Here is a 16,075-nt window from a genome sequence, read left to right on the forward strand (position 1 = left end):
GAGCGGGTGGCGCAACGGCCCGCCCTGTTCGGGAGACAGGGCCCGCTTTCTCGCAATGTGGAATATTCATTTCAGTACGTGAAAGGGTGACACAGCACATACCATCCGTCAACAGTTTGTTGAAAATGTGGTCGGCGCTGCAGGACGGCCGGTGCGATCAGCCCGCGCTGCGCGAGTAATACTGAGAGGGTGACTGTTTCCCTCGGTATGCCGAGCGCCCCGGCGCCGGTGCTCGCTCCCCGCCGCAAGTCCCGCAAGATCAAGGTCGGCAAGGTGGAGGTCGGGGGTGACGCCCCGATCTCGGTGCAGTCGATGTGCACCACCCCGACCACCGACATCAACGCGACCCTGCAGCAGATCGCCGAGCTGACCGCGGCCGGCTGCGACATCGTGCGGGTCGCCTGCCCCAGTCAGGACGACGCCGACGCGCTGCCCGCGATCGCCAAGAAGTCCCAGATCCCGGTCATCGCCGACATCCACTTCCAGCCGAAGTACGTCTTCGCCGCGATCGACGCCGGTTGTGCCGGCGTGCGGGTCAACCCCGGCAACATCCGCAGGTTCGACGACCAGGTCAAGCAGATCGCCCGCGCGGCCAAGGACGCCGGGGTGTCCATCCGCATCGGCGTCAACGCCGGGTCGCTCGACCGGCGACTGCTGGAGAAGTACGGCAAGCCGACCGCGGAGGCTCTGGTGGAGTCCGCCGTCTGGGAGGCCAGTCTCTTCGAGGAGCACGACTTCCACGAGTTCAAGATCTCGGTGAAGCACAACGACCCGGTCGTCATGGTGCGCGCCTACCAGTTGCTCGCCGCGCGCGGCGACTGGCCGTTGCACCTCGGGGTCACCGAGGCCGGGCCCGCCTTCCAGGGCACGATCAAGTCGGCGACCGCCTTCGGTGCGCTGCTGTCGCAGGGCATCGGGGACACCATCCGGGTCTCGTTGTCCGCTCCGCCGGTCGAGGAGGTCAAGGTCGGCAACCAGATCCTGCAGTCGCTCAATCTGAAGCCGCGCAAGCTGGAGATCGTCTCCTGCCCCTCGTGCGGCCGCGCCCAGGTCGACGTCTACACGCTGGCCGAGCAGGTGACCGCGGGCCTGGAGGGTATGACGGTGCCGTTGCGCGTTGCCGTCATGGGTTGTGTCGTCAATGGTCCGGGGGAGGCGCGTGAGGCCGACCTCGGCGTCGCCTCCGGCAACGGCAAGGGCCAGATCTTCGTCAAGGGCGAGGTCATCAAGACCGTGCCGGAGTCGCAGATCGTCGAGACGCTCATCGAGGAGGCGATGCGGATCGCCGAGGAGATGGGCGAGCCGATCGACGAGGACGCAGCAGGCGGCCCGAGCGTCAGCGTCGGCTGAGATCTGCGCGCTCGCGGACCAGGTCGAGCCACCGCAGACCGGTGCCGTCGAAGGGCCCGCGGCCGTCGCGCAGGGCCGCGAACACCATCCGGGTGTCCGCCTCGGCACGAGCGACGACTTCGGGCGGATAGCCGAATCTCCTTTGGTGTGCGACGAACTCGTCCTCGTCGTCGACGTAACTGAAGCCGTTCTTGCGCTGCATCACGTCCAGGTCGAGGTCGATCATCGTGACGCGCAGCTCGCCACCGGCACGCGACCACCGCGGCCGGGTCGTCGTGTCGACATACACCTGCACCTGGTCGGCGCCGGTGGCGGCGTTGAACGCCGGGGTGAAGCCTGCGTCGGGGAAGAGTGATACCGAGTCGCACTCGAGGTCGAACGCGGCACCGGGCCGCTCGAAATGGGTACCTTCGGGATAGGCGACCCAGCTGCCGTGTTCGTCGACGCCGAGCAGGAAGCCCACGCTCTGCCAGTGCGGGGAGCCGTCCCACTTGCGGTAGTCGGCGTGGACGATCGTTCCGCGGGGAGTGGTCCGATCCGGGGCAGTCATCAGGACGCACTGTATCGGTGAAGTACGACGAATCGATCGGTGGTTTTCGGTGTGCCGCCCGGCGGTGGATGAAAGGCTGGAGCCGTGTTACGGACGCTCAGCGGCGCGCGGTCCCTCGGGCCGGGTGATTTCTCCGCGGCGTTGGATCTGTGTGCGGTCGACCCGCTGGCCAACGTCTTCGTCGCGGCGCGCCTGCTGGAAGGTGGGCCGGCGTTCGCCGGCGCCCTGCTCGGCGTGGAAGAGGGCCATCGGTTGCGCTCGATGTGCTGGACGTCGGCCAATGTGGTGCCGATCGGCGCGGACGGCGCTGCGCTGGACTCGTTCGCGTCCCGGTTGCGCCGCAAACGGCGCAGATGTTCCTCCATCTTCGGTGACGCCGACCAGGTGCTCGGCCTCTGGGCGCGCCTCGAGCGGCACTGGGGAGAGGCACGCTCGGTGCGGCCGGACCAGCCGATGATGGCCGTCTCGACCGTTCCCACCCCCGGCTCCGGCGCCATCGACCGGCGGGTGCGCCGGGCCCGCCTCGACGAGGTCGACCAGGTGCTGCCGGCGTCGGCGGCGATGTTCACCGAGGAGATCGGCTACCCGCCGTATGTCGGCTCGGATCGCGACTACCGGCGGATGGTCACCGCGCTGATCGGTGCGGGCCACACGTTCGTGGTGACCGAGGGGCACCGGGTGGTCTTCAAGGCCGACATCGGATCGCTCGCGGCGGGGGTCGCCCAGCTCCAGGGCGTCTGGGTCGCTCCGGAACGACGCGGTCAGGGGATGGCGACGCCGGCCATGCGCGCGGTGGTGCAGCAGATCATCGAGACCGTGGCACCGACCGTGACGCTCTACGTCAACTCGTTCAACGAGCCGGCGCTGCGGACCTACCACGCCGCGGGGTTCCGGCAGGTGGGCAAGTTCGCGACCATCATCCTCTGAGGGGGCCGGTCAGTCGGCGCTCCACCACTCCGGCGGATCCTGCCCGTAGCGCCGGGGAGCGGAGGGGAAGTCGAGCGGCACGTCCTCGGCGAAGAGCGGCGGCCGAATGTAATCGATTCTGCCGTATGGCGATTCGCTCGACGCGAGCCACAGTGGTGACTCGGGTGCCTCGAAGGTGTCCGCCAGGGCTACGTCGGGGCTCGGATGCTGCAACAGCCACTCGGCGGTGCGCGCGAGGGCCAGCCGTGCGCCGGAGCCGCCCTCGTGCGGGCGGCGGGCAAGCAGCCGCATGGCGGCCGTCGCCATCAGATAACCGGTCGCGTGGTCGAGAGCTTGCACCGGGAGTGCACCGGGGCGGCCCTCCGCGTCGGCATAGGTCGTCGCGATGCCGCAGACCGACTGCACGATGCTGTCGAAACCGCGTTCCGCGCCCCACGGTCCCGAGTCGCCCCAGGCCGAGAGCTCGACGACGACGAGGTGCGGGTGCTCCGCGAGCAGCGTCGCCCGGTCCAGGCCGAAGCGGGTCATGGCGCCCGGCCGGTAACCGGTGAGGACGATGTCCGCGCTGCCGGCGAGCTGCCGGGCAACCTCGAGTTCCTCCGGCTGTCCGAGGTCGAGCAGTGTGGTGCGCTTCGCGAAGCCGGTGTCGAGGTGCTGGTCGAGCAGTTCCGGTCGCGCCGGGCGGTCGACGCGCAGCACGTCCGCACCGAGGGCACCGAGGAAGCGTGCTGCGGTCGGTCCCGCGATGACGCGCGTCAGATCCAGGACCCGGATCCCTTGCAAGGGCAACGAGTTCGACCCATCCAGCGGTCGTCCGGCACCGGTCGGGGTGCCGAGAGTGACCAGCGGTCGATCGGCCACGGCTGCGACGTGGTGCGGATGAGAGCGCCATACCTCCGGCGTTCGCAGCGCCCCGGCGATACCTCCTGCGGCGCGCACGGTCCGCTCGAGTTCCTCGGCGTCCCTGTCCCGGGTGGCGGCCACCGCCTGCGCACGGTCCGCGGCGCCGAGCACGGCACGGATCACCTCCGCGTGATGCGGGTAGTTGCCGTGCAGCCGGATCCAGCCGTCCCGCGTGCGGAAGAACCCGGACAGCTCGCCCCAGGGCCGGACCGGCTCGCCGTCGATCCGCAGCCGGCCGATCGAGCCGAAGGACGCACCGACCAGGCCGCTGGCAACGAAGCACCGCCACGACGAATCTCGCGCCCGCGCAATGGCGTTGGCCGCCGAGGCCGCGGCCGCCACGCTGCCGACCGCGAGGCCTTCGACGTCGAGGGGTCCTGGCCACCAGCGACGCGGGCCGCGCACCAGATCGTCAGTGGCCCACGGCAGCGGTAGCGCCGGCCAGCTCATCGCCCGCTCACGCCCCCGGGTAGAGCGAGGCGGCGTAGCGGTCCTCGCGGTAGTGCTCCTCGACCACCGTCGGGTCGTCATCAGCGCGCCAGAGTTGCTTGGCGACATCGGCATACCGGGTGACCGACTCGGGTCGCCAGGTCTCCGGCTGCCACGCGCCGGAACGCAGCAACGCCTTCGGGCAGTGATAGAAGACCTCCTCGATGTGCACGATGAGGGCCAGTCGCGGCCGATGGCCCTTGACGACCAGGTCGTCGAAGAACGGTCCGTCGGTGACGAGCTGGCCGATTCCGTTGATGCGCAAGGTGTCAGGGCGGCCGGGAATGACGAAGTTGAGGCCGACGTGCGGGTTGGCCAGGAGCTTGCGGAAGCCATCCATCCGCTTGTTGCCGGCTCGCTCGGGCAGCACCAGGGTGTGATCGTCGAGCACGCGGCCGATGCCGGCGGGATCGCCCTTCGGCGAGACATCGCACCGGCCGTCCGGGGAGGCGGTGCCGACGAACACCAATGGCGAGGCCGCCAGCCAGTCCTTGTCCAACGGGTGCAGCCGGTCGCGCACCTTGTCGCGGATCGGCGGGTCCGGTGTTCCGAACGTCTCGAGCTCCTGCACCGTGGTGACGGTCGGGAGATCGCGGTAGGGATTGGCTGCTCGCACCCGTCGACCGTAACGCGTGCCGCAGTCCTCGTGCGTACCCTGAGCTGTATGGCGCCACCGTCGGACTCCGTCGCGCACGTTCCGGGCAATCAGCCGCCTCCGCTGACCGGCCACAACACCGTGACCGGTGACAACGCCCTTCTCACGGCGGTGCGGGCCCAGGCCGGTGACGCAGCCGACCGCGTCCTCGATTCGTTGCTCCCGCTGGGGGAGAGCGCGGGTTCGGCCGAGGCTCGCGAGCACGGGATGCTCGCGAACCAGCACGAGCCGGTCTTCCGCCCGGTCGACCGTTACGGCGCACGCATCGACGAGGTGGACTTCCACCCGAGCTGGCACTGGATGCTGCAACAGGGGGTCGGCTTCGGTCTGACCGGCGCGCCCTGGACGTCCGGCGAGCCGATGCCGCACGTGCGCCGGGCGGCGGCATACATCGCCTGGACCGCGGTGGAGCCGGGGCACGCGTGCCCGATGACGATGACGTATGCCGCCGTGCCGGCGCTCCGTGCCGACGCGACTCTGGCCGAGCAGCTGACCCCCGGGTTGGCTTCGAAGACTTACGATTTCGGGCTGCGGCCCATGGCCGAGAAGCAGGGCCTGCTGGCCGGCATGGGGATGACCGAGAAGCAGGGCGGCTCCGACGTGCGGACCAACCTGACGGTCGCGACGCAGACCGCCGACGGCTACCGGCTCACCGGGCACAAGTGGTTCACCTCGGCGCCGATGAACGACCTCTTCCTGGTGCTTGCGCAAGCGCCCGGCGGGCTGAGCTGTTTCGTCGTGCCGCGGGTGCTGCCGGACGGCACCCGCAACGGGCTGCGGATCGTGCGGCTCAAGGACAAGCTCGGTAACCGGTCCAACGCGTCCAGCGAGCTGGAGTTCGTCGACGCGTTCGCCCAGCGCCTCGGCGGGGAGGGCGACGGTGTGCGCACCATCATCGAGATGGTTGCCGCCACCCGGCTGGACTGCGTGCTGGGGTCGGCGTCCCTGATGCGCCGCAGTCTGGCCGAGGCGATCTGGCACGCGAAGCACCGTCGCGCGTTCGGTGGGCTGCTCGTCGACAAACCGGCGATGCGAAACGTGCTGGCAGATCTGGCGATCGAGTCCGAGGCGGCCACGGCGCTGGGTCTGCGCCTGGCACGCGCGGTGGAGTCTCCCGACGACCCCCGGCAACGGGCACTGCGCCGGATCGGGCTGCCACTGGCGAAGTTCTGGGTCTGTAAACGGACGCCGTTCCACGTCGCCGAAGCGCTGGAAGTGCTCGGCGGCAACGGTTACGTCGAGGAGTCCGGCCTGCCGTTGCTGTTCCGCGAGTCGCCGCTCAACTCCGTGTGGGAAGGCAGTGGCAACGTCAACGCGCTCGATGTGCTGCGGGTGCTGCAGCGGCAGCCGGAAGGCGTCGACGCCTGGCGCGACGAGGTGGAGACGGCGGACTCGCCGGAGCTGCACGACGGGGCCGTCGAGGTGCTCAAGACGATTGCCAGTCTTACGGATCCATCATCCGCCGAGTATGTCGCGAGGTGGCTCGCCGCGCGGATGGCCGTGCTGTTGCAGGCCTCGCTGCTGATCCGGCACAGCCCGGCGGCAGTGGCCGACGCGTTCCTCGCCTCCCGGGTGCTCGGGCAGCACGCGGGGGTGTTCGGCACCCTGCCGGCCGGGCTCGACGCTGCCGCGATCGTGGAACGCGCCGGCGTCCCTCAGTGACCCTGGTGCCGGCGGGGCGGCGTCACGCTGGCGACCGAACCATCCTGCTTCAGCAGCACCGTCGACGCCGTCGGCCGCCGGAAGCTCAGCAGTGACGCGAACGACTTCGCCCGCGCGTCGAACGATCCGTTGCCGAGCTGTGGCAGCCGCCAGTTCTGCTCGACGAACTTGATCACCGAGGCCTGCTCGAGCGGCTGGTGACCGACCGCGTTCACCTTGGAGTACGGCGAGATCACCAGGAACGGCAGCCGCGGCCCGGGCCCGCACCGGTCGTCCTGCGGTCCCGTGCTCGTGACCGGCTCGGGGACACTGGTGCACATCGGCTCGTTGAGCGACGCGTCGCGCGCCCCGGTGCGAATCTTCGCGAACTGATGGTCGTACCAGCCGTCCGAATCGTCATACGTCACCACGATTGCGGTGCTCTTCCAGTCCGGTGACTGCTGGATCGCGTTGATCTCGTCGACCAGGAAGTGCTGTTCGTCGATCGGGTCGGAGTAGCCGGCGTGTCCGTCCTGGTAGGACGGCGCCTTGAGGAACGACACGGCCGGGAGGTCACCTGCCTTCAGCGCGTCGTTGAACCAGCTCAGGTCGTACTGGTGGTTGGCCTGACCGTTGTGCCCGACCTCCGCGAGCGATTTCGGCGGTAGGTGATGCGGATTGGACGTCGACTTGTAGTACTCGAACGGATTGTGGTGCGGGCTGTAGTCCACCGATGTGCCGCCGCCCACGTTGGCGTGGGAGGTGGTGCACTGCGCGTACGTGCCGTCCCCGGCGTACGGGGTGTTGGGCGTGAAGCCACCCTGGAACCATCCCCACGAGACACCGGCTGCGTTCAGCTCGTCGCCGATGTTCTTGCCCTCCATGGCGCCGAGGTTGTTGGTCGACGTGTGGTTGTGGCCGGAGCAGTCGTCGTATGCCGGGTCCGGGTCGTTCGTCATGGTGCCGACGCCCTGCGCGTTCGGCGTGGACACGACATAGCTGTCCGAGGTGGGCGCGCCGGTCTTGGGATCGACCGCGTGGATGCCCCACGTGTTGCCCGACACCAGATTGACGGCTCCCGGTGACGAGGGGCCGTAGTTGGAGCCGTAGTAGTTGTCACTCATCGCATAGTGCTGCGCGTAGTTCCACAGCCCCGTGACCGTGTTGCCGTCGTAGTAACCCATCGCCAGTCCCGGCGCACCGAACTCGCCGGTGCAGGTGTCCACACTGGTGTTCTCGATGAACTTGTCCATCGTGCCGCCGTCGACCGCCTTCTGCTCCGGCAGATAGGCGTGGTTCTGGTCGCAGGTGACCGCCTGGTCCGGCGAGAGCCGGAACGGCTTGTACAGGTTGGGATTCGACCGGATGAGGCCCACGTTCTGCTCGGTGTTCGCCCGCGGTGTGTGACGGGCAGCGGTGAACGTCGTGCCGTCGGTGTTGGCGGCGTGGGGGTAGGTGCCGAAGTAGTGGTCGAAGGACACGTTCTCGTCGAAGAGCACGACGAGGTGCTTGATCGGTGTCGTGGTCCGGGTGTGCGGCGGATGAGGGCGCGGATGCGATGCGTCCGCGGCATGCGCGCTGGACTGTATGGCGACGGTCGTTCCGGCTGCGAGAATGACGGCGCTTGCCGACGCGGCAAGCAGAGCGGGCTTCTTGTGCACAGTTCTTCCTTCCGGGGTGGGTGTTGCGGGGGCTGGGTCACGTGAGCAGGGCGCTCCCGTAGAAATCGGTGGGGCTGCGGACGCCGGGCAGCGCGAAGAAGTAGCCGCCACCGACTGGGGTGATGTAATCGGCGAGCGGTTCGCCGGCGAGCCGGCGCTGCACCGTCACGAACTGCCGGTCCAGGTCGGCGTTGAACGCCCCGAACATCAGGCCCATGTCGAGGTTGCCGACGGAGTCCACGCCGGCGTCGTACGAATAGGAGCGCCGGAGGAACTGCGAGCCGGCGGTGGCAGACGTGCGCGGATTGGCCAGCCGGATGTGGCTGTCCAGCGGGATCGCGCTGCCGCTCGGGTCGTTCGTGTAGTTCGGCGCCGTGAGCTCTGAGCCACCGGTCAGCGGGGCGCCGGAGTCCTTGCGGCGACCGAAGATTCGCTCCTGCTCGGAGGTCGACACACGGTCCCAGAACTCGACCAGCATGCGGATCCGGCGCATGACGTAGTAGCTGCCGCCGGCGGCCCAGGCCGGCTCGCCCGGCGCTGCCCAGACGAGCGAGTCCAGCTGTGCGGCATCCGCGGGATTGGGTCCGGCGATGCCGTCCTTGAAGCCGAGCAGGTTGCGCGGGTGGCCGGCCGGCCGCGGAGCGGAGGTGAACCCGTCCTGTTTCCAACGGATCTGCATCGCACCGCGCGTGGCCCGGCATACCTCCCGCAATGCGTTGATCACCACGTCGCGGTCGTGTGCTTGCAGCGTGAGCAGCAGATCGCCACCACACCACGCCGGATCGAGCTGATCGTCGGCGAAGGTGTCCATGGCGCGCAGCCGCCGGGGTTTGGCATCGGTGAGTCCGAATCTGTCGGTGAAGACGCCGGATCCGAGCGCGACGACGGACTCGAGGGCGCGGGCCGGAGTCGACGGTCCGAGGATCCCGTTGTCACCGGTCGTGCTGATGCCGGGCGATCGCAAGACGCCGCCCGCCGTGAGCGCGCGCAGGGTGGTGGTGAGCGTCCGCAGCAGTGTGATGAGGCCGGCTCGGTCGGCGGTTGTGAGGTCGAACGCGACAATGGTTGCCGCCGACAGCGGGTCGCCGACGATTCCGCTCTGGTGCGTGCCGTGGAACGGCGCGAGTGCGCGCCGCGCCGGAGCCTGCGGCGCCGATGTTTCGGCGACGGCGTGCCCCGCGGTCGCGGCGACCGCAACTGCGCCCGCGCCGCCGGTGAGCAACCCGGCGCGCAACATCGATCTGCGGCTGACTTCACTCATGGTCAATACGTTCTCGGCTCGAGGATGGTGGGGACCGGGGTGAGCAGCTCGGCGAGCTGCGAGATGTCGCTGTCGACGAGCTGGTGGCCGGCGGTGGGCACCGAGTTCGGTGGAGTCGCGTTCCATCGGCCTTGCGCGTCAATGTCATTGCGGGTCTTGACGATCCATCGGTCAGCCGCGGCGAGTCCGGGGAACCGGGGCGCCAGCAGGGGATGGAGCACGTCGAGCAACTCGGCGGTGCCGTCCAGCTGGGCGAGGGCATCGGATAGCTGGGCGTGCGCGCCGTAATCGTGGTGGCCGGTGAGCGTCTGCTGCAGGGTGTCCTCGGTGATCTCGTGGGTGCGGTTCACGACGTCGATCGGTTGGAACTGCGTTGTCTGCAGCTGATTCCGCAGTGTCGTCAGGTCCCGCTGGAGCACGCCGCCGAGGGCGGCCAGCGATGCCGGTGACTGACCGTGCCACAGCCCGTATTCGATGCGCAGCAGGCCGGTCCAGTGCGCGTCATGAACCCCGTCCGGCAACGGGAACGCGGTGCCGGCGACCGCTTCGCCGAGGGCACCGAATGCGCCATACGCGCCGCCCATGGTGTTCCACGTCCGGTTCGCTGCGCGCCACGCGCTCCGGGCCGCCACGCCGTCGTCTCGCCGGAGTGCCGCGGTCAGCGTCTTCGCCTCGCCTTGGAGGGTTTTCAGTCGCGCCGTCACCCGGCGCTGGTATCCGATGACAGCCGGAGCCAGCTGCGCCGACGTGACCGGCTGCACCCCCGGCGCGCCGGCGGCGTCGCCGGTGACCGAGATGTCCGGGCCGTGGACCGGAGAGCCGTCGTTCACCGAGCAGACCAGGTGGTAGGTGCCCGCGGCGAGCGAGGTCCGCAGCGCTGCGCTTGCGCCCGGGCCGAGCGGGTCCACCTCCCCGTAGAGCTTCCCGGCGTCGTCGGCGAGATAGACCTCCTCGGCGTTGACGTCGGTGTTGCGCACCGTCACCTGCACCTCGCCGGCTTCCGCACGGGTCCAGCCCTGACCGCAGTGGCTGCGGGACGCCTGCACCATCGGCACCGCGGAGTCGGGTGAGTTGCCCGGCCGCGCCGCCTGGCCGGTGCTGCAGCCGGTCACCGCGACGAGAGCAAGTCCGGTCGTGGCGAGCAGCGTCTTCCTGCGGCAGGGCACCGCACCAACGTATCGACGGGCAGCGCCTCCGATGTGGCGTCGGCGCCGTCGGATCTGTTGCCGTTGCGAGAAGTTCAGCGAGACGCCCCAGCGCTTTACCTGGCCGTTGCCGAGCTGTCAGGAGCTTCCCAGCTTCCGGCGGCTGTCGTGGCTCGCTATTGCGTTCGGCGCCGCCGGGTGCTGACGGATATCCTGCGGTGTCTTCACATCTGTTCGAAACACCCGAAGGAGCCCCCGTGGCACTGCGTATGTCGACCCTGTTCCTGCGGACCCTGCGCGAGGACCCGGCCGATGCGGAGCTGCCGGGCCACAAACTGCTGGTGCGCGCCGGTTACATCCGTCGTGTCGCGCCCGGCATCTACACCTGGCTGCCGCTCGGCATGCGTGTCCTGAGCAAGGTCGAGGGCATCATCCGCGAGGAGATGGAGCGCATCGGCAGCCAGGAGGTCAAGTTCCCGGCCCTGCTGCCGCGGGAGCCCTACGAGGCGACGAACCGTTGGACCGAGTACGGCGACAACCTTTTCCGGCTCAAGGACCGCAAGGACGCCGACCTGCTGCTCGGTCCGACGCACGAGGAGATGTTCTGTCTCACCGTCAAGGACATGTACTCGTCATACAAGGACCTGCCGCTCGCGCTCTTCCAGATCCAGAACAAGTACCGCGACGAGGCACGTCCGCGGGCGGGCATCCTGCGCGGTCGCGAGTTCATCATGAAGGACTCCTACTCCTTCGACGTCGACCACGCTGGACTGCAGAAGGCGTATGACGCCCACCGTGAGGCCTACATCCGCATCTTCGAGCGGCTCGGCTTCGAATACGTGATCGTCAAGGCCGATTCTGGAGCGATGGGCGGCTCGGCTTCCGAGGAGTTTCTCGCGGTCAGCCCGCACGGCGAGGACACGTTCGTGCGGGACGAGAGCGGCTACGCGGCCAACGTCGAGGCCGTCGAGATCCCGCAGGCACCCGAGGTGGAGGTGACCGCCGGACCGGCGCATGTCGAGCCGACCCCGGACACGCCCACGATTGAGACCCTGGTCAACGCGCTCAACAAGGACCACCCGCGGGCCGACGGCCGGGCCTGGACCGCTGCCGACACCCTCAAGAACGTCATCGTGATGCTCGTCCATCCGGACGGCACCCGCGAGCCGTTGGCCATCGGACTGCCCGGCGACCGCGAGGTCGACCCGAAGAGGCTGGAGGTCAAGGTCGCTCCCGCCGAGGTGGAAGCCTTCGAGGAGAAGGACTTCGCCGCATACCCGATGCTCGCCAAGGGTTACATCGGTCCCGGCACATTGGGGGAGGAGAAGGCCAGCAAGATTCGCTACCTCCTCGATCCCTCGGTCGCCCTCGGCTCGGCGTGGGTCACCGGCGCGGACGAGCACGGCAAGCACGTGCTCGACCTGGTCCACGGCCGCGACTTCACCGCCGACGGCACCATCCAGGCGGCCGAGATCCGCGAGGGGGACGTGTCGCCCACGGGGCACGGCAGGCTCAAACTGGCCCGCGGCATCGAGATGGGGCACATTTTCCAGCTGGGCACGAAGTATGCCGAGGCGCTCGGGCTCAAGGTGCTGGACGAGCACGGCAAGCTCGTCACCGTCACGATGGGTTCGTACGGCGTGGGCGTGACCCGTGCGGTCGGCGCGATCGCCGAGGACAACGTGGACGATGCCGGTCTCATCTGGCCGCGCAACGTCGCGCCGGCCGACGTGCATGTGGTGGCCACCGGCAAGGACGAGGAGGTCTTCGTCAAGGCGGAGGAGATCGTCCGCCAGTTGGAGGTGGCCGGCGTCGAGGTGCTTTTCGACGACCGCCGCAAGGTGTCGCCGGGCGTGAAGTTCAAGGACTCCGAGCTCATCGGGGTGCCAACGATTCTGGTGGTCGGCAAGGGCCTCGCGGACGGCAAGGTCGAACTCAAGGACCGCCGTTCGGGGAATCGCCGCGAGATCGCCCTCGACGACGTGGTCGCTGAGGTGACTCGCGAGATCGCCGAGCCCCAACCGACCCTGTGAGCAACGTCGAAGCCGTCATCTTCGACTGGGGCGGCACGCTGACCCCGTGGCACGACATCGACTTCGAGGCCGAAGCGATGTCGTATGCCGAGGCGTATGGCGACCGGCGGCTCGCCGCGCGCTTTCTCGAGATGGCCGGTGCTGCCTGGGCGCGGGCTCGCGACGAGCACAGCAGCGCCACGCTGGAGCAGATCCTGCGCGACGCGGGCGCCGACCTCGTCGGGCGCGCACACCGGGACGGTCTGACGGCATACCGCAGCTTCTGGGAGCCGCACACGATGACCGACCCGCAGGTGCGGCAACTCTGGGAGGGCTTGCATGACAATGGAATTCGGGTCGGCGTGCTGTCCAACACCATCTGGGACCGCGACTACCACCGCGGCATCTTCGAGCGCGACGGTGTCCTCGACCTGATCGACGGCGACGTCTACTCCAGTGAGATCCCGTGGACCAAGCCGCACCGCGAGGCGTTCCTGGCGGCGGCGAAGGCGGTCGACGCATCGCCGGAGGCGTGTGTGTACGTCGGGGACCGCCTCTTCGAGGACATCCACGGACCGCAACAGGTCGGCATGCGGGCGATCTGGATCCCGCACTCGGTGCTCCCCGAGGCACAGATCGTCGCGACCGAGGCGACGCCCGACGCGGTCGCCCACGAACTACTCGACGTGCTGCGCGTCGTCCGCGACTGGACCGGTTGAGGCGAGGTGCATATATTCCGTCGCGATCTGTCGGCCTGCGCAGTGCTCTGACCTGCGGCGCGACAAGTTATGGACGAGAAGGCATTCTCATGAACCTGTCCAAATCCTCAGACCGTCGCCATCGGCGACAGCCATCGGGCGCGCCACGATGTGTTCGGTTGAGGTCCCTGTCCCGGGATCCCAGGCGGACTGCCTCTGCGGGACAGCCACCGTGGTCGCGCGCCTGGATGGCCCGGCGGCCTGCGGCGTTGCCGTACAGGGAACGTCTATCGGGACTCGGGAAGTGGTACCGCGACTTGGCACGAACTTGCGGTCAGGGGTCATCTCAGTGGGCGTCAGAGATCTGGTGGATGGTTTCTTCGTCGAACGCAAGAAATCGGGCGACACGGTCTCGGATCAGCAAGCCAATCTGGCCACCTTGGGGCGGAAGACCACTGTCCACCCATCGCATCATGGTGCGGATCAAGTCAGCAGTGCCGATCCATTCCCACGGAGAGCGAACGAGCCAAAACACGCCGCCGGGAGAGGCGTCTTCCCGGTCCGGACGGGTCTCTGGGAGCCCTCTGCGATGATCGACAGGCCACAGTTCTCCGATGCAGGCGAGGCCGGCGAGTTCTTCAACGGGGGTGAACCCCTGAGCCCGCAACGGCGTCACGCCGGGCGGCAATAGGTCGTCGACCGCAAACGTGCCAAGGTCAGCCGCGCGTAGGACTTTTAGCGGATTCCGCACCGTCTCGTCGATGTCTTCAGGATCGGTCTCCTCCCAGCGAGCTTGGCGGGCCACCAAGGCCTCATCGTCACCATCACGGTAGAGAGCCTCACACTGTTCGCAGTACGAAATCCATGAGGCGAAGACCGTTCCCTTGCCGTAGATCGAGAACGATGTCTTTTCTTCGTCGAGATGGTGCACGACCTCTGCCGGGGTCGTACCGCAAAAATCGCAGGACATAGCGCCAACTCAACACCACGAAACGTGTGCCTGTACGACGATCGTCCAATGACCCCCGAGGTGTCGACGCCGCCTAGCCTCAGAACATGGCGTTCGACGAGCGGGTGACGATTACGGGCGATGTGGTGCGGCGGCCGGCGTTCCCGTGGACGCCGACGCTGCATCGGTTGCTGTCTCACCTGCGCGACCGAGGTTTGCGTGTGCCAGAACCCCTGGAGTGCGCTGGTGGGTATGAGTATCTGCGCTACGTACCTGGTGATGCCGGAGAAGAGTCTTGGCGGCATTGCACATCGCTGGATGGTGTGCGTTCGGCGGGAGTGCTGCTGCGGGATGTGCACGATGCGACGGCATCCTGGACCCCACCCGGTGACCATACAACGATCGTCACCCGGGAGCGTGCCACAACACACGATTGCTGACCGAGCTGCGCCGAATGTGCTGCACCGGTCGGCAGCGGCCACCCCTCCCGGTGCGGTTCAGTCTGTGCCCACTTTCTTGCGCCTTGTACTCGTCTGGGCGTTCGCGGTCTTGATGACCTCACGGTTCGCATACACGGTGTACGGCCTGATTATCGACGAGACCGGGGCACAGGTAGGAATCGCGTTCGCGGCCTTTGTGAGCGGCGCAATCGCACTCTGGTGTCTGCGGTCCGCTGTTGTCTTGACCCGACGCAGCCACCGCGCCCAGCACGTCACACACTGACACCGATCACAGCCCCGATGTGGAGCTCACAGCGGTCGGCAGTGAATACCGCACGAACGTCCCGACGAGCGATCCTCATGCGAGACGGCGTTGACGCTGGTGGCATTGCAGTCCACAGTCACTGGATGGATGACAACGGCGATGAGGTCGAGGTCGACCAAGACGTAGAAGACCTCGCCCGCCGCCTGTTTAGACTCGACGCGGCATCCCGCGTCGACGGCTGGGGCATTTCTCTTCTGTCGTCGAAGGTGCGCTCCGAGTTTTTCAAATCGTGGGACACCACAGAGGGGGCGACTAGGCGCTTCTACCGTAAGCAAGCGCGTCAAGTGATCACAGCCAGACACAACCGCGACGCAGAGAGGTGATGCGTCCCGGCAAACGATCGGCATGCGGGGCGGCGTCCTAGGGATCCGACGGAGCCGGACTCCTGCGTACAGCCGGCCATCGCTGCTGAGGGGGCTGTTGCTGGTCAGGCCCGGATCAGCGCACCGCCGTCAGTCGTCGAGGTGTCCGCTGGTATCGCGGGAGCTGTGCAGCACGCGGACAACGAGGATGACGGGATCCTGATCGGGGGCGTCACGGTAGAACACGCCGTACGGGAATCGCCGCATTCGAGCCCGTCGCAGGCCGGCGAACCCCTCGACTGGTGGCGCGCCGTGCGGAAAGGCCCTGATGCGGGAGATCACGGTGTCGAACGCGTCGGCGAAGTTCTGACTCAATGCGGGATCGATCCGCGCGTAGTGGTCCCGGGCGCGCCGCAGATCCTCGACTCCGAGCTCGCCGAGGGCGACCGTCACTCGTTCGGCCACAGCTCACGGCGGACGTCGTCCCACTCACGTCGCGCGCCCGGGTGCTGGTCGAACTCGTCGAGGGCCTCGACAAGGGCACGACGCTCCGCGTCGGACGGAACGTAGACCGACTCGCCGAAGTGCGTCCGCAGCGCCTCTTGGATGACCTCGGAGCGAGAGCGGTGCTCGATGCCTCGGGCCCGTTCGACCAGGTCGTAGAGCTCCTCGGGCAACGTGATCGCCACCTTGTGAACCACAACAGCACCTCCACCTGGTATGACTAAATCATACCCGAGATGTGGGCTGGTTCGCACGTGGCTGAC

At 68.0% G+C, this 16,075-nt stretch carries 16 protein-coding genes; 7 read left to right on the forward strand and 9 right to left on the reverse strand.

The features are described from left to right. Nucleotides 1–189: 189 nt before the first annotated feature. Complete coding sequence (ispG, locus tag ACN8HC_RS12225) at nucleotides 190–1,350, forward strand: flavodoxin-dependent (E)-4-hydroxy-3-methylbut-2-enyl-diphosphate synthase (protein WP_490075113.1); 1,161 nt, start codon at nucleotides 190–192, stop codon at nucleotides 1,348–1,350. Here the strand turns inward: ispG and ACN8HC_RS12230 are convergent. Next, nucleotides 1,337–1,900 (reverse strand): DUF402 domain-containing protein, encoded by a 564-nt coding sequence (locus ACN8HC_RS12230; protein WP_490075114.1) that lies wholly within the window; start codon nucleotides 1,898–1,900, stop codon nucleotides 1,337–1,339. The two genes, ispG and ACN8HC_RS12230, sit on opposite strands and share 14 nt — an antisense overlap. An 84-nt stretch (nucleotides 1,901–1,984) precedes the next feature. Between ACN8HC_RS12230 and ACN8HC_RS12235 the strand changes: the two genes are divergently transcribed. Beyond that, on the forward strand, nucleotides 1,985–2,827 hold the full coding sequence (locus ACN8HC_RS12235; protein ID WP_490075115.1) for a GNAT family N-acetyltransferase: 843 nt from the start codon (nucleotides 1,985–1,987) through the stop codon (nucleotides 2,825–2,827). Nucleotides 2,828–2,836: 9 nt separating this feature from the next. Here ACN8HC_RS12235 and ACN8HC_RS12240 read toward each other — a convergent pair whose 3' ends face one another. Then, on the reverse strand, nucleotides 2,837–4,180 hold the full coding sequence (locus tag ACN8HC_RS12240) for a CoA transferase (protein ID WP_490075116.1): 1,344 nt from the start codon (nucleotides 4,178–4,180) through the stop codon (nucleotides 2,837–2,839). A gap of 7 nt (nucleotides 4,181–4,187) precedes the next feature. Then, nucleotides 4,188–4,835, reverse strand: coding sequence for an MSMEG_1061 family FMN-dependent PPOX-type flavoprotein (locus ACN8HC_RS12245; RefSeq protein ID WP_490075117.1), 648 nt, complete (start codon nucleotides 4,833–4,835; stop codon nucleotides 4,188–4,190). Between the two features lie 48 nt (nucleotides 4,836–4,883). On the opposite strand from ACN8HC_RS12245, the gene ACN8HC_RS12250 reads away from it, so the two are divergent. Beyond that, nucleotides 4,884–6,536 carry an acyl-CoA dehydrogenase family protein gene (locus tag ACN8HC_RS12250; protein WP_490075118.1) on the forward strand — a complete coding sequence of 551 codons (1,653 nt, stop codon included), beginning with the start codon at nucleotides 4,884–4,886 and terminating at the stop codon, nucleotides 6,534–6,536. Here ACN8HC_RS12250 and ACN8HC_RS12255 read toward each other — a convergent pair. From ACN8HC_RS12255 to ACN8HC_RS12265, 3 genes are read right to left on the reverse strand one after another with little or no spacing between them, the layout of a single operon-like run. Continuing rightward, nucleotides 6,530–8,176 carry a phospholipase C gene (locus tag ACN8HC_RS12255; protein WP_490075119.1) on the reverse strand — a complete coding sequence of 549 codons (1,647 nt, stop codon included), beginning with the start codon at nucleotides 8,174–8,176 and terminating at the stop codon, nucleotides 6,530–6,532. The two genes, ACN8HC_RS12250 and ACN8HC_RS12255, sit on opposite strands and share 7 nt — an antisense overlap. Nucleotides 8,177–8,213: 37 nt before the next feature. Further along, nucleotides 8,214–9,437, reverse strand: coding sequence for a Dyp-type peroxidase (locus tag ACN8HC_RS12260; RefSeq protein WP_490075120.1), 1,224 nt, complete (start codon nucleotides 9,435–9,437; stop codon nucleotides 8,214–8,216). Nucleotides 9,438–9,439: 2 nt separating this feature from the next. Continuing rightward, nucleotides 9,440–10,603: an imelysin family protein gene (locus tag ACN8HC_RS12265; protein WP_490075121.1), complete on the reverse strand. Its 1,164-nt coding sequence runs from the start codon at nucleotides 10,601–10,603 to the stop codon at nucleotides 9,440–9,442. A gap of 236 nt (nucleotides 10,604–10,839) precedes the next feature. Here ACN8HC_RS12265 and ACN8HC_RS12270 point away from each other — a divergent pair, with 236 nt between their 5' ends. Beyond that, on the forward strand, nucleotides 10,840–12,615 hold the full coding sequence (locus ACN8HC_RS12270) for a proline--tRNA ligase (protein WP_490075122.1): 1,776 nt from the start codon (nucleotides 10,840–10,842) through the stop codon (nucleotides 12,613–12,615). Continuing rightward, nucleotides 12,612–13,313 carry an HAD family hydrolase gene (locus tag ACN8HC_RS12275; RefSeq protein ID WP_490075123.1) on the forward strand — a complete coding sequence of 234 codons (702 nt, stop codon included), beginning with the start codon at nucleotides 12,612–12,614 and terminating at the stop codon, nucleotides 13,311–13,313. Before ACN8HC_RS12270 ends, ACN8HC_RS12275 begins: the two co-directional genes overlap by 4 nt. A gap of 325 nt (nucleotides 13,314–13,638) precedes the next feature. Here the strand turns inward: ACN8HC_RS12275 and ACN8HC_RS12280 are convergent, their stop codons facing one another. Then, nucleotides 13,639–14,223, reverse strand: a complete 585-nt coding sequence (locus tag ACN8HC_RS12280) for a hypothetical protein (RefSeq protein ID WP_490075124.1) — start codon at nucleotides 14,221–14,223, stop codon at nucleotides 13,639–13,641. Between the two features lie 125 nt (nucleotides 14,224–14,348). On the opposite strand from ACN8HC_RS12280, the gene ACN8HC_RS12285 reads away from it, so the two are divergent. Beyond that, complete coding sequence (locus ACN8HC_RS12285; protein WP_490075125.1) at nucleotides 14,349–14,681, forward strand: hypothetical protein; 333 nt, start codon at nucleotides 14,349–14,351, stop codon at nucleotides 14,679–14,681. Between the two features lie 408 nt (nucleotides 14,682–15,089). Further along, complete coding sequence (locus tag ACN8HC_RS12290) at nucleotides 15,090–15,329, forward strand: hypothetical protein (protein WP_490075126.1); 240 nt, start codon at nucleotides 15,090–15,092, stop codon at nucleotides 15,327–15,329. Nucleotides 15,330–15,458: 129 nt separating this feature from the next. Here ACN8HC_RS12290 and ACN8HC_RS12295 read toward each other — a convergent pair whose 3' ends face one another. Together ACN8HC_RS12295 and ACN8HC_RS12300 are read right to left on the reverse strand one after the other, a co-directional pair. Beyond that, the gene (locus ACN8HC_RS12295; protein ID WP_490075127.1) at nucleotides 15,459–15,761 is read right to left on the reverse strand and encodes a type II toxin-antitoxin system RelE/ParE family toxin; all 303 of its coding nucleotides are present in this window, start codon (nucleotides 15,759–15,761) and stop codon (nucleotides 15,459–15,461) included. Then, nucleotides 15,758–16,009, reverse strand: a complete 252-nt coding sequence (locus tag ACN8HC_RS12300; RefSeq protein WP_490075128.1) for a ribbon-helix-helix protein, CopG family — start codon at nucleotides 16,007–16,009, stop codon at nucleotides 15,758–15,760. The genes ACN8HC_RS12295 and ACN8HC_RS12300 overlap by 4 nt, the downstream gene beginning before the upstream one ends. Nucleotides 16,010–16,075 lie beyond the last annotated feature (66 nt).

The organism is Flexivirga sp. YIM B11880, from assembly GCF_058148645.1.